Source organism: Pseudomonas sp. MWU13-3659, from assembly GCF_023757525.1.
Taxonomy (GTDB): domain Bacteria; phylum Pseudomonadota; class Gammaproteobacteria; order Pseudomonadales; family Pseudomonadaceae; genus Aquipseudomonas; species Aquipseudomonas entomophila_E.
The window spans coordinates 20,997-36,988 of record NZ_JAMSHW010000038.1 but is presented as its reverse complement, the minus strand read 5'-3'; the positions used below and the strand labels follow the sequence as shown (position 1 = coordinate 36,988).

Here is a 15,992-nt window from a genome sequence, read left to right as displayed (position 1 = left end):
CTTCAGCCGCGATGCAGGCGACGCGGTGCCTGGCACCCGCTTCGCGGGTGATCGCGGCTGAAGCCGCTCCTACAGGGGGCGCGCTGGGCTCCTACAGGTGTGGCGGTGCCTTTGGCATGTTTCAGTTACCTGAATATTTCACGGCCGCCGCGGTGCGGGTCGGCACGTTGAGGGCCTTGAGCAGCGACGACACATGGATGCGCACGGTGAACGGCGAGATGTCCAGCTCACGGGCGATCTCCTTGTTGGTCTTGCCCTGGGCGATCAGGCGCAGCACGTCTTGCTGGCGGTGGGTCAGCTGTTCCAGCTCGCTGTCGGCCCCCTCCTGATGCAGCAGGCCCGAAGGCGCATACCTGACCACCACTTCGCCTTCACGCACGGCAAGCAGGGCGGCGCCGATCTCCTCGGGAGTGAGGCTCTTGCCGATGAAACCGTCGGCCCCGGCGGCCATGACGGCGTTGATGACCTCGGGATCGTCGACCATGGAGAGCACCACCAGCGCGGTGCGCGGCAACTGCTGGCGCAACTCGGCGAGGCGGGCGATGCAGGTCAGGCCGGGAAAGCGCAGGTCAAGGATCAGGGTGTCGGGCGCTTCGCCCTGGGCGACCAGCCGGAGCACGTCCTGGAGGGTGCCTGCCTGCTCGACTTCGGCTTCGGGCAGCAGGCGCCGCACGGTGCTGGCCATGGCGTCCCTGAACAGCGGATGATCATCCGCCACGATGATGCGGCAACTCACGTCGTGAAACTCCCTGTCTTGCGACACATGTTAACTTAGCAGGGTTGGACCGCCGTTTCCCCAGGCTGTTCACGAAGATGCCGACTGGCGCACAAGGACGTTACCCATGAAGTTCGAAAAGAACAACGAACTGGACCAGGCCAACCTGCGCATCATCGTTGCCTCATGCGCAATCAGCTACGTGGCGCTGCTGGGCTTCCTGCCGGGCCGCTCGCTCGCCACCTACCTGCCGGTGCTGCTCTACTACGCCGCCTTCGTGGTGGTCTCGGTCGCCATGCGCCAGGCCATCAAGCGCTGGCCCGGGCATTATCCGGCGCGGCGGATCTTCGGCATGCTGGGCGACTACACCGGTACCTGTTTCGGCCTGGTGGTCGGCGGCGAGGCCGCGCTGCCGCTGTATGCGGTGATGGTCTGGATCAACCTGGGCAACGGCATGCGCTTCGGCTCGCGCTACCTGGCCATCGCCACCGTGCTGGCCCTGGGCGCGCTGGTGGCGGTGTGGTGGTTCACCCCCTACTGGCAGCAGCAGCCGTTCCTGCTGCCGATGCTGCTGACCACCAGCACGCTGATCCCGTTCTACGCCCACCTGCTGCTGGAGCGCACGCGCAAGGCCACGGCCCTGGCCGAGGCCGCCACCCGCGAGAAGTCCCGCTTCCTGGCCCAGGCCAGCCATGACCTGCGCCAGCCGATCCACTCCATCGGCCTGTTCACCGCCTGCCTGCGCGAGGCGCGCCTGGGCGACGAGGAGCGACGCCTGGTGGACAGCATCGACCGCTCGCTGCTCAATGTTTCGCAGCTGTTCCGCTCGATCCTCGACCTCTACACCCTGGACAACGGCCGGGTGCAACCGAAGTTCGAGACCTTCGCGGTGGATGGCTTCCTGCGCGAGCTGCTGCGCCAGAACGCCGAGGCGGCGCGCTGGGCGGGCGTGGAGATGCGCCAGGTAGCCTGCCGGCACTGGACCCGCGCCGACCCCGGGATGCTGGCGACCATGGTGCAGAACGTGCTGTCCAACAGCTTCAAGTACGCCGCTGGCCGGCCGTTGCTGGTGGGGGTGCGGCCCTGTGGCGAGGGGCTGGCCATCGTCATCTGCGACCAGGGCCGGGGGATCGCCGAGGAGCACCAGGGCAAGGTGTTCGAGGAGTTCTACCGGGTGCGCGAGGCCCGCGACAAGGACGTCGAGGGCGTTGGCCTGGGGCTGTCCATCGTCCAGCGCCTGGGCCGCCTGATGGGGATGGCGGTAAGCTTGCGTTCACGGCCCGGCCACGGCACCACCGTGCGCCTCAGTGGTCTGCCCAGGGCTGTGGCGCAGGTGCCGAAGCCGACCATCGACCCGGCCTTGCAGGCGGGGCTGCTCACCGGCTTGCGCGTGTGCCTGGTGGAGGATGACCACAATGTGTTGCAGGCCACCTGCGCGTTGTTGCAGCGTTGGGGCTGCGAGGTGCAGGCGCATGATACCGCCGAGGGCCTGGCCAGTGACTGTGATGTGATCGTCGCCGACTACGACCTGGGGCCGAAGGCCACCGGCATCGACTGCATCGATTACCTGCGTGCCCAGCGCGGCTGGGCGGTGCCGGCGCTGATCATGACCGGGCACGATATCGACCGGCTGCAGGCGGCATTGCAGGCCCGGGGTATCGCGGTGCTGGCCAAGCCGGTGCGCCCGGCCGAGCTGCGCGCGGCGCTGCGCGGGCTGCGTGGCGTGACGCCCGAGCTTAGCCGCGACGGCGCAGCAGCGCGATGAAGAACAGCCCGCCGATGGCCGCCGTGGCGATGCCGATCGGCAGGTCCTGGGGGGCGATCAAAGTGCGCGCGCCCATGTCGACCCAGACCATGAACAGCGCCCCGAGCAACGCGCAGGTCGGCAGCAGCCGGCGATGCTCGGCGCCGACCAGGCACCGGGCCATGTGCGGCAGCATCAAACCGACGAAGCCGATGGCGCCGGACAGCGACACCAGCACCCCGGTGAGCAGCGCCGTGCCGACGAACACCTGGGCGCGCACGCGGCGGGTGTCGAAGCCCAGGCTCACGGCGGTCTGCTCGCCGCTCATCAGGGCATTGAGCGCGCGGGCCAGGCTCATCAGCAGGATGAGCCCGGCGAGCACGGCCAGGGCCGGCAGCCACAGCAGCGACCACTGCGCCAGGCCCAGGCCGCCGAGCATCCAGAACATCACCGAGCTGGCGGCGTGGGGGTCGCCGGTGTAGAGCAACAGGTTGGCCAGCGCCATCACCACGAACGACACCGCCACGCCGGCCAGTAGCAGCCGCTCACTGTCCAGGCGGCCGCGCCGGCTGGCCACGCCCAGCACCAGCAGCATGCAGCCCAGGGCGCCGAGGAACGCCGCCAACGGCAGGCTCAGCACACCGGCGAAGGGGCCGAGGAACAACACCACCAGCACGGCGCCGAGCACGGCCCCGGAGCTGACCCCCAGCAAGTGCGGGTCGGCCAGCGGATTGCGCGTCACGGCCTGCAAGGCGGCGCCTACCATGGCCAGCCCGGCGCCCACCAACGCGCCGAGCAGCACCCGTGGCGCGCGGATCTGCCAGACGATCTGCTCTTGGCCACGGCTGAAGTTGCCAGCCTCGGCGAGCCCTGCCTGCTTCAAGGCGATGTCCAGCACATTGGCCAGCGGCACCTGGGCCGCGCCGAAACCGAGTGAAACCAGGCAGGACAGCAGCAGGGCGGCCACCAGCCCGACGAGCAGCAGCCGGTAGGCCGAGGGGCTGCGCAGCGGCATCACGGCCGTGCCTGCGCGAACAGTTGCGGGTGCAGGGCGCCGGCCAGTTGCTCGATGGCGTCGGCGTTGTCCACCGAAGGGGTCACCTGGAGGTAGGACAGCACCACGAAGCGGCGCTCGCGGATGGCTTTCACGTCGGCCAGCGCCGGGAGCTGGAGCAGGAAATCGCGTTTCTGCTGCCTGGTGGTCGGCCCATAGTCGACGATCGCGATCACCTCGGGGTCGCGCTCGACGACGCTTTCCCAGCTGACCTCGGTCCAGCTGGCCTGCACGTCGGCCATCACGTTGTCGCCACCGGCCGCCGCGATCAGTGCTTGTGGCATGCCCAGGCTGCCGGAGGTGGTGGGGCGGTCCTCACCGCTGTCGTAGAGGAACACCTTGGGGCGGTCGTGGACGTTGGCGAGGGTCTGGGCAACCCGGGCGACCCGCTGGCGCAGTCCGGCGATCAGCGTCTGGGCACGCGGGGCCACGTCGAAGATCCGCCCGAGGTTGTCGAGGTCGGTGTAGAGGTCGTCGAGGCTCGCCGGGCGGCGGGGCATGATCCGCGAGCAGGACTCGCTCAGCTCGTACACCGGAATACCGAACGATGCCAGGCGCTGCGGCGTGAGCGTCCCGCCAACCTCCATGCCGTAGCCCCAGCCGGCGAACAGGAAATCGGCGTCCACGTCCAGCAGGTTCTCCACCGATGGGTAGCGTGGCGCCAGTTCCGGCAGGCCCGTCAACGCCTGGCTCAAGGAGGGGTCGAGGGTCTTCCAGCCGCTGATGCCGCTGTAGCCGATCATCCGCTCGCGCAGGCCGAGGGCCAGGAGCATGCCGGTCAGGTTGATGTCGTGGCTGACCGCCCGTTGCGGTGCCTGCTGGAAAGTCACCGTGCGGTCGCAACTGCGCACGTTCACGGGGTAGTCGCTGGCCGCCGCGATAAGGGGCAGGGCGGCAAGCAGGGTAAGTATCGATCGCTTCATGCGGGGCTGATCCAGGTGATGCGCGGGTGATGGGCCAAGGGGTGGCGGTCGACCAGGGCGCGGGTGCCGAAGACCTCGGCCAGGCACTGCTCGGTCAGCACCTCGGCGGGCGTGCCGCCCGCTTTGATGCGGCCTTGCTCGATGACGTACAGGCGGTCGCAGAAGGCGGCGGCCAGGTTCAGGTCGTGGAAGCTCGCCAGCAGGCCCAGGCCGGTGCCGCGCAAATGCTGCAGCAGCGCCAGCTGGTAGCGCGGGTCGAGGTGGTTGGTCGGCTCGTCCAGCACCAGCAGGCGCGGTTGCTGGGCCAGGGCCCGGGCCAGCAGCACACGCTGCTTTTCGCCACCGGACAGGTGGGCGAAGCCTTGCTCGGCGCGGTCTTCCAGGCCCAATTGGCGCAAGGCGGCCTCGATGGGCGCCGGGTCGCCGTCACCGTCGAGCCAGCCCAGGTGCGGCGTGCGGCCCATGGCGACGACGTCGCGCACGCTGAGGCCGAAGTCCTCGGGGAACTCCTGCAGCATCACCGCGATGCGCTGGGCCACCCAGAGCGGCGGGCGTTGCCAGACATCCTCGCCATCGAGCAGCACGCGCCCGGCCAGCGGGCGATTGAAGCGGTAGGCGCAGCGCAGCAGGCTGGTCTTGCCGCTGCCGTTGGGGCCGATCAATCCAACGAACTCGCCGGGGCGCACGTCGAGCGTGACATCGTCGAGCAGGCGTGGCTCGCCGGCAGCGGGTGACCAGTGCAGGCGCTCGATGCGCAGGAGGGGTGAAGACATGCAAACGCGCCCGTAGCGAGAAAGTGAAGCCCGGCGAGGTGGACGCATGAAGGCATTGCAGGCAGCGGGCCGCCCCAAGACCGGCACGCGCCCGCCCACCGCGGGAGTTGCCAAACAGAGGTTGCAGGCCGGTCTCCGGGCTTGCGAGAGGGGCGGGCATTCACCTTCCCATGCCGTCGGCACAGTGGTCTGTCGAATGCCTTGCTCGCTTACCGTTGCGGGGGCAGCGCCGGACTTCTCGCGATAAGCGAGGCACCGGCTTCCCGTTTAACCCCTGGCACGGCGGCCAGGGACACCTGAAACAAGGGGCGCATCTGAGCATTTATGCGCGGGCGAGTCAATCGAGGTGGCGCGCAGCCTGGCGGTCGTACTGCTGCTGGGCCAGCTGTATCGCGGGCATGTTCGACTCCGCCCAACGTGCCAGGCGCTCGACCGTGTCGCCCAGGGTCGCACCCAGTTCGGTCAGCGCGTACTCGACCGTGGGCGGCACGCTCGGATGCACTTCACGCTCGATCAGCCCGTCGCGTTCGAGGCGCTTAAGGGTTTGCGAGAGCATTTTCTGCGAGACCCCGGCCATGTCCCGGCGCAGTTGGTTGAAGCGGATGCGTTCGCCAGCGCTGAGGCGGTCGATCAGCAGCAGCGCCCATTTGTCCGCCAGGCGGTCGAGCACCAACCGCGCGGGGCAGGCGGGGGCGAATACGTCGTAGGCGGGGCATTCCCGGTAGTGGGCCATGCGGGGGTTACTCCAGGGTGACCAGGTGAGTGAAAAGTGCCTTCTTGAGGGCTTGGCGCCGACTGGATAGGCTTGTCTGCATGGTTCGCGGCCGCGCCATGCCTTCTCTGACGACACTTCAAGGAAATGAACATGAATACCGAATCCAAGGCTTCGGGGATGCGTGCCGGCCGCTGGTTGACGCCTCTGCTGCTGGCAGCTGCCGCAAACCTGGCCAGTGCCGGCGAACTGGTTGCGCCAGCCGTGCTGGTGGTCGACCACAGCCTGCCCAAGGCCCAGCTCGAACAGCAGATCCTCGCCGCCCGGCGCTATGACACCTTCTGGAACACCGGCGACGAAGCCATGGCCCGCGCCGCGCTGGCCGCGGACTTTCGCGACAACACCCTGCCGGCAGGACGGCTGCAGGGTGTCGAAGGCCCGCTGAACGCCTCGAAGGCCTTCCGCGCGGCGGTGCCGGACCTGCGCTGCGAAGTGCTGCAGATGATCGTTGCCGGTGACCGGGTCACCGCGGCCCTGCGCTTTACCGGGCATTTCACCGGCAAGCTGGGCGAGCACCAGGGGCAGGGCGAAGCCATCGACTTCATCGCGATGGACATCTATCGCATTGCCGATGGACGTATTGCCGAGGACTGGCACCTGGAAGACAACCTGACCTTCCTGCAACAGGCCGGGCTGGCCGCCCGCTGAGTTCAATCAGTCGAAGACCCTGGCCGGATTCAGCGGCGCATTGCCCTGGGCCAGGGTCCAGCGGGCGATCTCGTCCTTGCGCAGGAACGCCACGCCTGGGTGCGACTTGGCATAGGCGATGAACTGGTCGAGCGCGTGGGCCACGGTCGGTGTGCCGCCGATGCGGTCGTGGGCCGACAGCGACATCAGCCGGCGCCGCTGTCGGCCTTCGGCATACAGCACGTCGAATTCGTCCTTGAGCTCTTGCAGCAGGGCGGCGCCGGTCATCGCGGTGGAACCGGCGATGCGGCCAATGTCGTTGTTGCGCAGGGTGTAGGGCACCACGACGAAGGGTTTGCCGCGTACCGGGGTAATCGACGGCTCGTCCCGGGACAGGTCGTCGATGTGGTAGAGGAAGCCCAGGTCCTGGAGGATGTTCAGGGTGTCCCGGGAATGGCGCATCCAGAAGGCGTTGAAACCCACCGGGCGCTGGCCGGTCACCCGTTCGACGATGGCCGACGCCTGCTCGTAGTGACGGCGCTCCTCGGCGGGCGTCAGGCTGTATTGCGGTGCCCAGTACAAGCCATGGGCCGCGGCTTCGTGGCCGCGACGCACCACCTCGGCGGCCAGCTCCGGGTAGGCTTCGACGGCCTTGCCGACCATGTGCGAGGTGACCTTGATGGCATGCCGGTCGAACAGGTCGAGCAGGCGCGGCACGCCTTCCTGTGGGCCATAGCGGTACCAGCTGGGGGCAATGGTGTCCGGGTAGCGCGCGTCCAGTGGCGGGAACGGGCTTTCGGCGTGGGCGGGCTGGCTGCCCGACTCGAACTGCAACGAGATCGAGATCACCAGTTGCGCGCCGTTGGGCCAGAACGGCCCGCCACCGCCCGCTGGGGCGGGGCTGTTGCGCGGCGGCGTGGCGGCGCCACTGGTCAGCACCGTGCCGGCGGCCGCTGCGGCGATGCCGCCGACGAGGGTGCCTTTGACGAAGTCTCTTCTGCTGGTCATCGATGGTCTCCCGAGGGTTGTGTTAGGGGAGGCGTCAGTGTATTTAGCGGTTAAATCGCAAATAATCAGGCGAAATCAAAATTCACATTTCGGAAAAGTCGAAAACCATGCTGGATAACCTGGCGTTGTTCCTGGCCATCATCGAGAAAGGCAGCCTGTCGGCCGCAGGTCGTGAGCGGGGGCTGTCGCCGGCGACGGTGTCCGAACGTCTGTCGACGCTGGAAGCCCACTACGGCGTGGCGCTGCTCACCCGCACCACACGCTCGCTCAACCTCACCGACGAGGGCCGCGTGCTGGCCGATGGCGCACGGCGTCTGCTGGCGGAGGCCGACGAGCTGGAAGGACGCATCCGGCACGGCAGCGAGAAGATCTCGGGGTTGATCCGCCTGAGTGCGCCGGTTGACCTGGGGCAGAACGTCATCGCGCCGATCCTTGACCGGTTCCTGGCAGACCACCCACAGGTGGCCATCGACCTTGACCTTACCGACGGTTACGTTGACTTGGTGGGGCAGGGCATCGATTTCGCCATTCGCTACGGCACCCTGGCCGACAGCTCGCTGCGCGCGCGGGCGCTGGGGGACAACCGCAGGCTGGTGTGTGCCGCGCCGGAGTACCTGCAACGTCATGGCACCCCAACCCATCCCGATGAGCTGGCGGGCCACGACTGCATCGTCATGCGCTTCGGCATCCATGCTGAACGCACCTGGCCGTTTCGCCTGGAGGGCAAGGCGTACCCCGTGCGGGTCAGCGGGCGCCGGGTGGCCAACAATGGCGAGCAGGTGCGCCGCTGGGCGTTGGCCGGGCATGGCCTTTGCCTGAAATCGGTCCGCGATGTGCAGGCCGACCTGGACAGTGGCCGGTTGCTGGAAGTGCTGGCGGCCTATGGCGCGGGTGAGGTGGCGTTGCAGATTGTCTACCCGCCGACCCGGGTGCAGCCACGGCGGGTTCGGGCGCTGGCCGAGGCGATCGTGGCACAGCTGGCCTGAGGTTCAGGCCGGCGTGCGCGCCCCGCTCAGGAACAGTTGCTCCAGCGCCTGGGCGGTGTTGGCGCTGGCCGCGCGCCCGCGACGCTCGGCATCGACCATGCCGTAGATCATGGTCATGAACATCTCGGTGAACACCGCCGCGCTGATGTCGATACGCAGCACGCCCATCTGCTGGGCGCGCAGGAAAAACGCATCCATGGCCTGGGTGTAGGCCTCCCAACGGCGGTCTTCAGCGTTGCCGAGCAGCGTGTCGGGGCGGTACTGGAACATCAGGAACACCAGCATCTCGCGGTGCTTGAGGTGTTCGGCAATCAGGTGGCGCAAGGCGTCCAGGGGTTCGGCGCGCTCCAGGTCGGCCTCCTGGATGACCAGGTTGAGCACGTGCTCGCCATGGTCCTCGAGCAGGTTCACCAGGTTTTCACGGGTGCCGCAGAAGCGGTGCAGGGTAGCCTTGCTGACGCCGGCGGTTTCCGCCAGTTCCTTGAGGGTGGCGCGCGGCTGGATCACGATGGCATGGGCCAGCGCCTTGAGCAGGCGTTCTTCTTGAAGGGATCTACGCATGAATGACCTCGAGTCGATGATCGCCCGCAGGTGCCGATGGCGGGCGAAGGCTGACGAAAGATCGTGGACTATAACATATGAGACGAAATTAGCTCATATGAGACTTTTTAATTCTATTGACCTGTAGGAGCCGGCTTGCCGGCGAACCGGACAACGCGGTGGCTGGCACCGGCTGCGCCGGTGTTCGCCGGCAAGCCGGCTCCTACAGGGGGAGCGCTTAGTGGGGCGCGCGGGGGATGGTCTTGAGCAGGTCTTCCGGGCTGATGTGCCCGACCACCTGGGCCACCGCGCTGCCTGGGGTCGGCAGGTCGATGATGTGGCTCTTCATCTTGCCGATCACATGCATCTCGCACGGCTTGCAGTCGAACTTCAGGGTCAGCACCTCGTCGCCCTGGATCAGTTGCATCGGCGCGACCTTGGTGCGCACGCCGGTTACGCCCTTGGCCTGCTTGGGGCACAGGTTGAAGGAGAAGCGCAGGCAGTGCTTGGTGATCATCACCGGCACTTCGCCGTGCTCTTCGTGGGCCTCGTAGGCGGCGTCGATCAACTGCACGCCGTGGCGGTGGTAGAAGTCGCGGGCCTTCTGGTTGTAGACGTTGGCCAGGAACGACAGGTGCGACTCGGGGTACACCGGCGGCGGCGTGGTCTCGGCCTTGCGCCCGCCACGCGGGTGCGCCTTGACCCGCGCTTGGGTCAGCGCCTCGATGGCTTCGCGGCGCAATGCCTTGAGCTGCGAGTTGGGGATGAAGTACGCCTGCGGCGCATCGAGCTCGATGGCCGTGGCGTGGTACATCGTGGTGCCCAGCTGGCCGAGCAGGTCGTGCAACTGGTCCAGTGCCTGCTGCGGCTTGTTGGCGGCACCGAACGGCCCATCGAGGGCCACTTGCACGCTGACCCCCTCTTCACTGCTGAGGGTGAGCATCAGGCGCTGCTCACGCAGCACCGCATGCCACTCGACACCCACGCGACGCTCGGCGGAGGTGCGCTGCAGGGCTTGTTGCCAGTTATGGTCGAGGTTGCGCGACAACGGGTGGTTGGGGCGCAGCTTGTGCAGGCCCTCGGGCATCTCGTTGGGCTCGACGCGGTAGCGGTAGCGCTTCTGGCCGTCTTCCTCGGACTCGCTCTTGAGCTCGGCGATGTTGGCGCGGAAACCGACCACTTCGCGCTTGACCAGCACATTGAGGCCGTCGCCGTTGGTCAGCGGCACGTCGGTGGCCACCAGCAGGTCGCGCTTGCCGACTTTCTCGACCACGCCCACCGGCAGGCCGGTGAAGGTGGGGGAGTCGAAGGCGCCGATGTCGATCTTGCGATCACTGACGAAGTAGTCGGTGCTGCCGCGGTGGAAGGTCTTGTCCGGGTCCGGCACGAAGAAGTGCTCGGTGCGCCCGCTGGAGGCGCGTGCCAATGCCGGGCGGTCTTCGAGAATCGCGTCGAGTTCCTTGCGGTAGTGGGCGGTGATGTTCTTCACATAGCCCACATCCTTGTAGCGGCCCTCGATCTTGAACGAGCGCACGCCGGCATCGACCAGGTCGCGCAGGTTGGCGGTCTGGTTGTTGTCCTTCATCGACAGCAGGTGCTTCTCGAAGGCCACCACGCGGCCCTGGTCGTCCTTGAGGGTGTACGGCAGGCGGCAGGCCTGGGAGCAGTCGCCGCGGTTGGCGCTGCGCCCGGTCTGGGCGTGGGAGATGTTGCACTGGCCGGAGAAGGCCACGCACAGCGCGCCATGGATGAAGAACTCGATGGCCGCGTCGGTTTCGGCGGCGATGGCGCGGATCTGCTGCAGGTTCAGCTCGCGGGCCAGCACCAGCTGCGAGAAACCGGCCTGGTCAAGAAACTTGGCCCGTTCCAGGGTGCGGATGTCGGTCTGGGTGCTGGCGTGCAGCTCGATGGGCGGGATATCCAGCTCCATCACCCCCAGGTCCTGGACGATCAGCGCGTCGACACCGGCGTCGTACAGCTGATGGATCAGCTTGCGTGCAGGTTCCAGCTCGTTGTCGTGGAGGATGGTGTTGATGGTGGTGAACACGCGCGCGTGATAGCGGCGGGCGAACTCCACCAGTTCGGCGATATCGCTGACGTCGTTGCAGGCGTTGTGGCGCGCGCCGAAGCTCGGGCCGCCGATGTAGATGGCATCAGCGCCATGCAGGATCGCCTCGCGGGCGATGCTCACGTCACGGGCAGGGCTGAGCAGTTCCAGGTGGTTCTTTGGAAGGGACATGTCGTTATAGGTCGGGCTGTCACGGTAAGGCGGGCATTGTAGCGGTGATTTGAGGCGGGAGCATCCTTGCTCTGCCGGGAGGCCGGTTGTCAATGATCTGGCATGACTTCTGTAGGCGCGGCTTTAGCCGCGATCACCCGCGTCGCCTGCATCGCGGCTGAAGCCGCTCCTACAGCGCTCAGCGTGCCCTGGGGCATGTGTTACAGCTTTTGTAATAGTTTCGCGCTATCAGAAAAATCTGCTTCGATTGTAGGATCGACATCCCATTTTTCGAACAAGGTCTATATGAGCACCTTCGCGGAGCCCCCCAGTCCCCGGCCGTCCCGGCCAACCTTCCGCCGTCCCCGTGACGCATCCCTTGTGAGTACCCGCTGATGGAATGGCTAGGCGACCCCACGGCCTGGCTGGGCCTGTTGACGCTGATCGTCCTCGAGCTGGTGCTGGGTATCGACAACCTGGTGTTCATTGCCATCCTGGCTGACAAGCTGCCGCCGCATCAGCGTGACCGCGCGCGGGTGATCGGCCTGTCGCTGGCGCTGATCATGCGCCTGGGCCTGCTGGCCAGCATCTCGTGGATGGTCACCCTGACCGCGCCGCTGATCGACATCTTCGGCAAGACCTTCTCCGGCCGTGACCTGATCATGCTGTTCGGTGGTGTGTTCCTGTTGTTCAAGGCCACCATGGAGCTGCACGAGCGCCTGGAAGGGCATGTCGCCCAGTCCGGTGGTGTGACGCGGCATGCCGCGTTCTGGCCGATCGTGGCGCAGATCGTGGTGCTCGACGCCGTGTTCTCGCTGGACGCGGTGATCACCGCGGTGGGCATGGTCGAGCAACTGTCGGTGATGATGATCGCGGTGATCTTCTCCATCGGCATCATGATCGTCGCCAGCAAGCCGCTGACCCGCTTCGTCAACGCCCACCCGACGGTGATCATGCTGTGCCTGGGCTTCCTGATGATGATTGGCTTCAGCCTGACCGCCGAGGGCCTGGGCTTCCATATCCCGAAAGGCTACCTGTACGCGGCCATCGGCTTCTCGCTGCTGATCGAGCTGTTCAACCAGCTGGCCCGTGCCCGCCGCAAGCGCAGCCTGCAGCAGCACCGGCCGCTGCGTGAGCGCACCGCCCATGCCGTGTTGCGCCTGATGGGCGGGCGCCGGGTGGAGGCCGACGAGCTGGGCGAGGAAATCGCCGACCTGGTCGAGGGTGGCGACGAGCAGGTGGTCTTCGACCGCCGTGAGCGGGTGATGATCAGCGGTGTGCTGAACCTGGCCGAGCGGCCGATCCGCACGCTGATGACCGTGCGCGCCAAGGTCGACATGATCGACCTGGCGCAGTCCGCCGAGGCCATTACCCAGGTCCTGGTCAACTCGTCGTACTCGCGCCTGCCACTGGTTCGCGATGGGCGGGTCGAGGAGCCGCTGGGCTTCGTGCACAAGAAAGAGCTGCTCAGGGAGCTGCTGGCCGGCAACCAGCCGGACCTGGAAAGCCTGGCGCGGGCGCCGCTCAACCTGCTGGAGAGCTTCAGCATCCTCAACGCCCTGGAGCAGATGCGCGGGCAGTCCACGCACATTGCCTTCGTGGTCAACGAGTTCGGTGACTTCACCGGCGTGCTGACCATGACCGACATCCTCGAATCGATTGCCGGCGAACTGCCGGACGCCAGCGAGGTCGAGGGGCCGGGCGTGGTCGAGGAGGAGGGCGGCTTCGTGGTCAGTGGTGCCCTCAACCTGGCCCAGATCCAGGCGCGCACCGGCTTCGCCGCTCGTGCCACCGAGGATTACCAGACCCTCGCGGGCCTGGTGATGAGCTTGCTGGATCGTTTGCCGGTGGTCGGCGACCGGCTGGCCTGGAACGGCTGGACCCTGACCGTGGTCGCGGTGGAGGAGCGGCGGGTACGCCAGGTGCGCCTTACACCGAGCGCCGACGCTGGCGCAGCAGGTGCTTGAAGCCTTCGAGCACCAGCACCAGCACGGCGGCCCAGATCGGCAGGTAGGTGAGCCACTGGTCCGGGCCGATGGTCTCGCCCAGTAGCAGGGCGACACCCACCAGCAGCACCGGCTCGACGTAGCTGAGCAGGCCGAACAGGCTGAACGGCAACAGGCGGCTGGCCAGCACGTAGGCGATCAGGGCGCAGGCACTGATCGCCCCGAGCAGTGGGATCAGCCCGTACAGGCCGGGGTGTTCGGCAAGGTCGGCCGCCGACAGTGGGCCCTGGATCACGAAGTACAGGGCCCAGGGCAGCAGCAGGCACATGTCGCACCACAGGCCGCCAAGGTGGTCGGTGCGGCAGCGGCGGCGCAGGACGAAATAGATCGGGTAGCCGATCATCACCAGCAGCGTCTCCCAGGCGAAGCTGCCGTGCTGGTACAGCTCGTGGCCCACGCCCAGGGCCGCGCAGCTCACCGCCACCTTCTGCAGGCGTGACAGGCGTTCGCCATACACCAGCCGCCCGGTCAGGACCATGGCCAGCGGCAGCAGGAAATAGCCCATCGAGACTTCCAGGCTGCGCCCGTGCAATGGCGCCCAGAGGAACAGCCACAGCTGCACGCCCATCAGCCAGGAGGTGCCGACCATGCCCAGCAGCAGGAGCGGCGTGCGTCGGACACGCCCCAGCAGCTCGCCGACGCGCTTCCAGTCTTTGGACAGCAACATGAACAGGGTGAGGCAGGGCAGGGTCAGCAGGGTTCGCCAGCCGAAGATCTCTTCGCCGTCCAGCGGCTTGAGGAAGGAGGTATAGAAGTACATCACGGCGAACAGACAGGACGCCATGACCGACGAAACAATGCCTTTTGACACGAATGCCTCGAAAACGGGAAGTGAGCGGTGGGATCAGCCGCGCATGATCTCAGGGGCCGCGCCTTGCGGCAACCGTGGGCTGCCGGGGCGCGCGGCCAGGGCCAGGAGCAGCTCGGCGATCGGCATCGGCCGGGCGAACAGGTAGCCTTGCTGGAAGTCCACGCCATGGCGAGCCAGGTAGTCGCGCTGGACGTCGGTCTCGACCCCTTCGGCGACGATGCCCAGCCCCAGCTTGGCGGACAGTTCGATGATGGTGTCGAGGATGTGCTGGGAGAGCGCGTCGCCACCGATCATGGCGACGAAGCTCTGGTCGATTTTCAGGTAGTCGACCTTGAACTGGCGTAGGTAGTTGAGGCTGGACTGACCGGTGCCGAAATCGTCGAGGGCGATCATCACCCCCATCCCGTGAAGCTTTTCGAACAGTTCCAGGGTGACCGGTGTCGGCTCGATCAGCTTGCGCTCGGTCAGTTCCAGGGTCAGCACCACGCGCCCGGGCGGGAAGTGCTGGAGGAACGTCTGGCAGTCGTCGAGCAGGCCCAGGTCGCGGCAATGGTCGGCGGTGATGTTGATGCCGATGTGGAAGCCGTCCTCCAGCAGCTCGGCATGCGGGGCCAGCGCCTGCGCGGTGTTGAGCATCAGGCTGCGGGTCATCGCGACGATCTGCCCGCTGTGCTCGGCGTAGGGGATGAACAGGTCGGGGCGCACCAGGCCTTCGCGCGGATGCTGCCAGCGCATCAGCACTTCGACGCCGGCCCAGTGGTAGTCGCCCTTGCGCACCACCGGCTGGAAGTAGGGCAGGAACTCACCGGCCTCCAGCGCCCGGTACAGTTCGGCGCGGGGCGAGGAGGCGCGGCGGATCTGCCAGCGGCAGGTGACGCCGGCCAGTGCTCCCAGTATCAGCAGCAGGCTGAGCAGGGCCGGGTAGCGCGAGCGCATCAGTTCGCCTGGCTTGGCCGGGCCATAGCCATCGTGCACACTGATCGGGTAGCGGGTCGAGGAGAAGGTGACCGCCGCACTGGCCGCGACGGGCGGAGTGCCGTTGCGCACCAACCCGTCCCTGCCCATCCAGTGGTTGCCCACCTGCACCTGCAGTTCATCGTCCTCGCCGATCAGGCGCAAGGCGGTGAGCAGATGATTGCCATCCACCGTGGTGATGGCGCCGCGGTCACCCTCGTTGATGCGGTAGGCCAGCAGCGGCTGGCCAGGGGTGACCGAGTTGCCGTCCATCAGCCACAGTTGCCCACCGGTGTAGTCCCTGGCATCCACCGGCTCGTCGAAATCGCCAAACAGGGAGGAGCAATACAGCGTGTTGCGTTCGAACAGGTTGGTGGAGCGCACGAAGGCGTTGCGCGTCACCTCGATGCGTAGCGCCAGCTGCACGTCCTGGCAGGGTTGGCCGGCCTTCGGTAGCAGGTGACGGGCGGCAATGGAGAGGCTGTCGAGCACGGTCTCGAGGTGTTTCACCACCTCGCGGGCGGTTGCCGCACTGTTGGCCTGAAGCTCACGCTCGGTCTGCCAGCGCATCACCGCCAGCCCGCACAGCAGCGGCAACACGCCCACGCACCAGGGTAGCAACATGCGCCAGCTCCAGCGGGCAGGGCGTTTGGGTGTCAGGGGCATGCGTGGGGGACCTTCGGACGAACATGATTCATGCAGAGGATAGCCGCTTGTCGAGCGGCCCTGCGAACTAAAGCGCGACAAACCGATTTACGCACTATAGAATCCGGTTACGAATACAAGAATAAGGTTCTCCGCTCCCCGGGGAATCAAACCCGCCGAGAATGGGTCCATATGACATACCATGGGTTCAAGCTG

At 66.9% G+C, this 15,992-nt stretch carries 14 protein-coding genes and 1 riboswitch; of the genes, 4 read left to right on the top strand and 10 right to left on the bottom strand.

Annotated elements, in window-relative coordinates:
- Positions 1–121 precede the first annotated feature (121 nt).
- A complete protein-coding gene (locus NGM28_RS25830; RefSeq protein WP_252092151.1) occupies positions 122–736 on the bottom strand; it encodes a LuxR C-terminal-related transcriptional regulator in 615 nt (204 codons plus the stop codon).
- Positions 737–842: 106 nt separating this feature from the next.
- On the opposite strand from NGM28_RS25830, the gene NGM28_RS25825 reads away from it, so the two are divergent.
- On the top strand, positions 843–2,480 hold the full coding sequence (locus tag NGM28_RS25825) for an ATP-binding response regulator (protein ID WP_240066672.1): 1,638 nt from the start codon (positions 843–845) through the stop codon (positions 2,478–2,480).
- Here NGM28_RS25825 and NGM28_RS25820 read toward each other — a convergent pair.
- From NGM28_RS25820 to NGM28_RS25805, 4 genes are all read right to left on the bottom strand, one after another.
- Complete coding sequence (locus NGM28_RS25820; RefSeq protein WP_252092149.1) at positions 2,452–3,474, bottom strand: FecCD family ABC transporter permease; 1,023 nt, start codon at positions 3,472–3,474, stop codon at positions 2,452–2,454. The genes NGM28_RS25825 and NGM28_RS25820 overlap by 29 nt on opposite strands.
- Positions 3,474–4,436, bottom strand: a complete 963-nt coding sequence (locus NGM28_RS25815; protein WP_252092147.1) for an ABC transporter substrate-binding protein — start codon at positions 4,434–4,436, stop codon at positions 3,474–3,476. Before NGM28_RS25815 ends, NGM28_RS25820 begins: the two co-directional genes overlap by 1 nt.
- Positions 4,433–5,209, bottom strand: coding sequence for an ABC transporter ATP-binding protein (locus tag NGM28_RS25810; RefSeq protein ID WP_252092145.1), 777 nt, complete (start codon positions 5,207–5,209; stop codon positions 4,433–4,435). The genes NGM28_RS25815 and NGM28_RS25810 overlap by 4 nt, the downstream gene beginning before the upstream one ends.
- 109 nt (positions 5,210–5,318) lie before the next feature.
- A riboswitch (cobalamin riboswitch) is annotated at positions 5,319–5,524 on the bottom strand.
- Between the two features lie 22 nt (positions 5,525–5,546).
- A complete protein-coding gene (locus tag NGM28_RS25805) occupies positions 5,547–5,942 on the bottom strand; it encodes a winged helix-turn-helix transcriptional regulator (RefSeq protein ID WP_252092144.1) in 396 nt (131 codons plus the stop codon).
- A gap of 132 nt (positions 5,943–6,074) precedes the next feature.
- Here NGM28_RS25805 and NGM28_RS25800 point away from each other — a divergent pair, with 132 nt between their 5' ends.
- On the top strand, positions 6,075–6,629 hold the full coding sequence (locus NGM28_RS25800) for an ester cyclase (RefSeq protein WP_252092143.1): 555 nt from the start codon (positions 6,075–6,077) through the stop codon (positions 6,627–6,629).
- Positions 6,630–6,635: 6 nt separating this feature from the next.
- Here NGM28_RS25800 and NGM28_RS25795 read toward each other — a convergent pair whose 3' ends face one another.
- Positions 6,636–7,616 carry a polysaccharide deacetylase family protein gene (locus NGM28_RS25795; protein ID WP_252092142.1) on the bottom strand — a complete coding sequence of 327 codons (981 nt, stop codon included), beginning with the start codon at positions 7,614–7,616 and terminating at the stop codon, positions 6,636–6,638.
- A gap of 107 nt (positions 7,617–7,723) precedes the next feature.
- Here NGM28_RS25795 and NGM28_RS25790 point away from each other — a divergent pair, with 107 nt between their 5' ends.
- Entirely contained in the window at positions 7,724–8,602 is an 879-nt protein-coding gene (locus NGM28_RS25790; protein WP_252092140.1) for a LysR family transcriptional regulator, read from the top strand.
- Positions 8,603–8,605: 3 nt separating this feature from the next.
- On the opposite strand, the gene NGM28_RS25785 is transcribed toward NGM28_RS25790, so the two are convergent.
- Together NGM28_RS25785 and NGM28_RS25780 are read right to left on the bottom strand one after the other, a co-directional pair.
- Entirely contained in the window at positions 8,606–9,163 is a 558-nt protein-coding gene (locus NGM28_RS25785; protein WP_252092138.1) for a TetR/AcrR family transcriptional regulator, read from the bottom strand.
- A gap of 217 nt (positions 9,164–9,380) precedes the next feature.
- The gene (locus NGM28_RS25780) at positions 9,381–11,381 is read right to left on the bottom strand and encodes a peptidase U32 family protein (protein WP_240066680.1); all 2,001 of its coding nucleotides are present in this window, start codon (positions 11,379–11,381) and stop codon (positions 9,381–9,383) included.
- Positions 11,382–11,755: 374 nt separating this feature from the next.
- Between NGM28_RS25780 and NGM28_RS25775 the strand changes: the two genes are divergently transcribed.
- Positions 11,756–13,327 carry a TerC family protein gene (locus NGM28_RS25775; protein WP_252092136.1) on the top strand — a complete coding sequence of 524 codons (1,572 nt, stop codon included), beginning with the start codon at positions 11,756–11,758 and terminating at the stop codon, positions 13,325–13,327.
- Here NGM28_RS25775 and rarD read toward each other — a convergent pair.
- Complete coding sequence (rarD, locus tag NGM28_RS25770; protein ID WP_240066682.1) at positions 13,290–14,177, bottom strand: EamA family transporter RarD; 888 nt, start codon at positions 14,175–14,177, stop codon at positions 13,290–13,292. The two genes, NGM28_RS25775 and rarD, sit on opposite strands and share 38 nt — an antisense overlap.
- A gap of 33 nt (positions 14,178–14,210) precedes the next feature.
- Positions 14,211–15,797: an EAL domain-containing protein gene (locus NGM28_RS25765; protein WP_252092134.1), complete on the bottom strand. Its 1,587-nt coding sequence runs from the start codon at positions 15,795–15,797 to the stop codon at positions 14,211–14,213.
- Positions 15,798–15,992 lie beyond the last annotated feature (195 nt).